The organism is Pseudomonas sp. P5_A2_2, from assembly GCF_054177685.1.
This window is the reverse complement of sequence record NZ_JBGCUL010000448.1, coordinates 1-3631: the sequence shown is the minus strand read 5'-3', so window position 1 is coordinate 3631 and position 3631 is coordinate 1. Positions and strand designations below refer to the sequence as shown.

The 3631-nt window shown below is 59.5% G+C and carries 3 protein-coding genes; 2 read left to right on the top strand and 1 reads right to left on the bottom strand.

The window, feature by feature from the left end; translation table 11 throughout:
• The first annotated feature begins 132 nt into the window (after positions 1-132).
• Positions 133-1173, top strand: a complete 1041-nt coding sequence (locus tag ACXRVY_RS20180) for an NADP(H)-dependent aldo-keto reductase (RefSeq protein ID WP_223461194.1) — start codon at positions 133-135, stop codon at positions 1171-1173.
• Positions 1174-1276: 103 nt separating this feature from the next.
• Here ACXRVY_RS20180 and ACXRVY_RS20175 read toward each other — a convergent pair whose 3' ends face one another.
• Positions 1277-2413, bottom strand: coding sequence for an acyl-CoA dehydrogenase family protein (locus ACXRVY_RS20175; RefSeq protein WP_223461192.1), 1137 nt, complete (start codon positions 2411-2413; stop codon positions 1277-1279).
• A gap of 221 nt (positions 2414-2634) precedes the next feature.
• On the opposite strand from ACXRVY_RS20175, the gene ACXRVY_RS20170 reads away from it, so the two are divergent.
• Positions 2635-3555, top strand: a complete 921-nt coding sequence (locus ACXRVY_RS20170) for a GlxA family transcriptional regulator (RefSeq protein WP_223461246.1) — start codon at positions 2635-2637, stop codon at positions 3553-3555.
• The last annotated feature ends 76 nt before the right edge of the window (positions 3556-3631 follow it).

Here is a 3631-nt window from a genome sequence, read left to right as displayed (position 1 = left end):
GCGCGTCCGTTCAACGGCAAGATTCTTCGGCGGCGGCGCATCACTTCCACTGCAGAAAGAGGTGCGCAATTATGCAGATTGCGAAAAATAATTCAACCTGCTTTTATGATTGTTTTGCCCAAGGAGCACCCGATGGACTATCGCCAGCTAGGCCGAACCAATCTGAACGTGAGTGCCCTCTGCCTCGGAACCATGACCTGGGGCGAACAAAACAGCGAGGCAGACGCCTTCGCCCAGATTGAAGGGGCCAAGCGTGCCGGGATCAACTTCATCGACACCGCCGAGATGTACCCGGTGCCCCCCAAGGCCGAAACCTATGCCACCACCGAACGCTACATCGGCAATTACTTCAAAAGCCGCGGCGACCGCACCGACTGGATCCTCGCCAGCAAGATCGCCGGCCCCGGCAACACCATCGACTACATCCGCGATAAAAACCTGCGCCACAACCGCCAGCACATCACCGAAGCGGTGGACGCCAGCCTCCAGCGCCTGCAGACCGATTACATCGACCTCTACCAACTGCACTGGCCGGAACGCAGCACCAACTTTTTCGGACAACTGGGCTACAAGCACAAGATCGAAGCCAACCTGACCCCGCTGGAGGACACCCTCGAAGCACTGGACGAGCAGGTCCGCGCTGGCAAGATCCGCCACATCGGCCTGTCCAACGAGACGCCGTGGGGCACCATGCGCTTCCTGGCCCTGGCCGAAGCCCGTGGCTGGCCACGCGCGGTGTCGATCCAGAATCCGTACAACCTGCTCAATCGCAGCTTCGAAGTCGGCCTGGCGGAAATCGCCATCCGCGAGCAATGCGGCCTGCTCGCCTATTCGCCGCTGGCGTTCGGCTTCCTGTCAGGCAAGTACGAAGGTGGCGCCCGCCCGCCAAAAGGTCGCCTGAGCCTCTACAGCCGCTTCAGCCGCTATTTCAACCCKCAGTCGGAAGCAGCCTGCAGTCGTTACGTGGCGCTGGCTCGCGAGCACGGCCTGGACCCGGCGCAAATGGCCCTGGCGTTCGTGACGCAACAGCCGTTCGTGACCAGCAACATCATTGGCGCGACGACGATGGAGCAACTGGAGAGCAACATCGCCAGTTTCGACCTGAAGCTGTCGGAGGAAGTACTGGAAGGGATCGAGGCGATTCACAAGGATCATCCGAATCCGGCGCCATAACCCCCACTTGTAGGAGCGAGCTTGCTCGCGAAAAACCTGAGCACACCGTTGGGTGTCAGGTTTTCAACGTTATCGTTGACGACCATCGCGAGCGAGCTCGCTCCTACAATGATCTGGCGATGATTTCCTTCATGATTTCATTGGTCCCGGCATAAATCCGCTGCACCCGCGCATCCGCCCATGCCCGCGCGATCGGGTACTCCCACATGAACCCGTAACCACCGTGCAACTGCACGCACTCATCGAGCACCTTGCATTGCAGGTCGGTGCCCCAGTACTTGGCCATCGCCGCCGTCGGCACGTCGAGCTTGCCTTGCAGGTGCAGCTCCAGGCAGCGGTCGACAAAAACCCGGCCGATCTGGATTTCCGTGGCCATCTCCGCCAGCTTGAACCGGGTATTCTGGAAATCCGCGATCGACTTGCCGAACGCCTTGCGCTCGCGGGTGTAGTCCAGCGTCCATTGCAGCGCCGCTTCGGCCGATGCCAGCCCGCCAATGGCCACGGTGAGGCGCTCCTGGGGCAATTCCTGCATCAAGTAGGCAAACCCCATCCCGGCTTGGCCCAGCAGGTTTTCCTTGGGCACACGCACGTCCTGGAAGAACAACTCCGAGGTGTCCTGGGCTTTCATCCCGACTTTTTCCAGACGCTTGCCTTTCTCGAAGCCCGGCGTATTAGCCTCCACCAGAAACAGACTGGTGCCCTTTGCACCGGCCTTCGGATCGGTCTTGGCGACGACGATCACCAGATCGGCCAGATAGCCGTTGGTGATAAAGGTCTTGGAGCCGTTGATCACGTACTCATCGCCATCGAGCACGGCCGTGGTTTTCACCCCTTGCAGATCGGAACCGGCGCCCGGTTCGGTCATGGCGATCGCGGTAACCATCTCGCCGGACACCAGTTTCGGCAGGTATTTATGCTTCAGCGCTTCACTGCCGTAATGCAGGATGTACGGCGCCACGATGTCCGAGTGCAGGGAAAAACCGATGCCGGTCAGGCCCAGTCGCCCCACTTCTTCGATCACCACCGCACTGTAGAGAAAGTCCGCCCCCAGGCCGCCGTACTCTTCCGGCAAGTGCGAGCAAAGCATCCCCGCCTCCCCTGCCTTGTTCCACAGTTTGCGGTCGATATAGCCCTGTTTTTCCCATTGCCCATGGAACGGCACCGCCTCCTTTTCGAGGAACGTCCGCACGCTGTCGCGGAAAAGCTCGTGCTCGGAACTGAACAGGGTTCTGGGGATCATGCGGCACCTTTTCTTTGTTTTTAGAAGGAGTTGACCTTCAGAGACTATGCCTCGCTTCCGATACAGGACACTGGACACATCCGACAAAAAATAAGACGATCCAGCCGTCTGGTGACCACTTCCCCCTATAAAAATAAAGTTGAATTATGTCTAAGCAAGCCTCCACGCCCCTGCGGCGCGTCAGCATCCTGGCCATCGACCGGGTTTTCGCTTCCACCCTCATGCAAGCCAAGGATTTCTTCCACCTCGCCAGCCTGCGCTACGGCAAACAGCTGGGCCAGGGCCTGACACCGGCGTTCGAAACCCGTCTGGTCAGCCCCGATGGCAAACCGGTCAACACCTTCAGCGATGTGCTGATTCCGGTGGATGGCGGGCTGGAAAACGCCGACATCATCGTTCTTCCCGCGTTCTGGGACGATTTCGAGAGCCTTTGCAAACGTTACCCGCAAGTCTTGCCCTGGTTGCGCCAGCAGCATGCGCGCGGTGCCGTACTGTGCGGCGAGGCCACCGGTGTTTTCTGGCTGGCCGAAGCCGGATTGCTCAATGGCAAGGAAGCGACTACCTACTGGCGCTTCTTCAATGCCTTCGCCGAACGCTTTCCTCAGGTCCAGCTCAATCAGGACAAGCACCTGACCGACGCCGATAACCTGTACTGCGCCGGCGGTACCACCTCGGCATGCGATCTGTACATTTACCTGATTGAGCGCTTCTGCGGCGCCAATGTGTCCCAGGCCGTAGCGCGGGACATTCTGTATGAGGTGCAGCGCAGCTACGCGCCTGGACGCATCGGGTTTGGCGGTCAGAAGCTGCACCAGGACGTCATCATCCTGCAGATCCAGCACTGGCTCGAAGAACACTTCGCCGACAAGTTCCGCTTCGAAGACGTCGCCCGCGAACACGGCATGAGCATCCGCAACTTCATGCGCCGCTTCCAGACCGCCACCGGCGACAAGCCACTGCATTACCTGCAACGCCTGCGCATCGAAACCGCCAAGGGCTTGTTGTCCGGCAGCCGCAAGAGCATCAAGACCATCAGCTATGAAGTCGGCTATGACGATGCGAGCTTCTTTGCGCGGCTGTTCCGCCAGCACACGGAATTGTCACCGAACCAGTATCGGCAGCAGTTTCAGCAGGCGGCGTAATCACAGGCATACAAATACCCCCTGTGGGAGCGAGCTTGCTCGCGATAGCGGCGCATCAGTCACATCGATACTGAAT

What these genes read in the sequence shown, in the direction of transcription:
- ACXRVY_RS20175 (WP_223461192.1), bottom strand. Translation starts at nt 2,413, where the DNA reads ATGATCCCCAGAACCCTGTTCAGTTCCGAGCACGAGCTTTTCCGCGAC.
- ACXRVY_RS20170 (WP_223461246.1), top strand. Translation starts at nt 2,635, where the DNA reads ATGCAAGCCAAGGATTTCTTCCACCTCGCCAGCCTGCGCTACGGCAAA.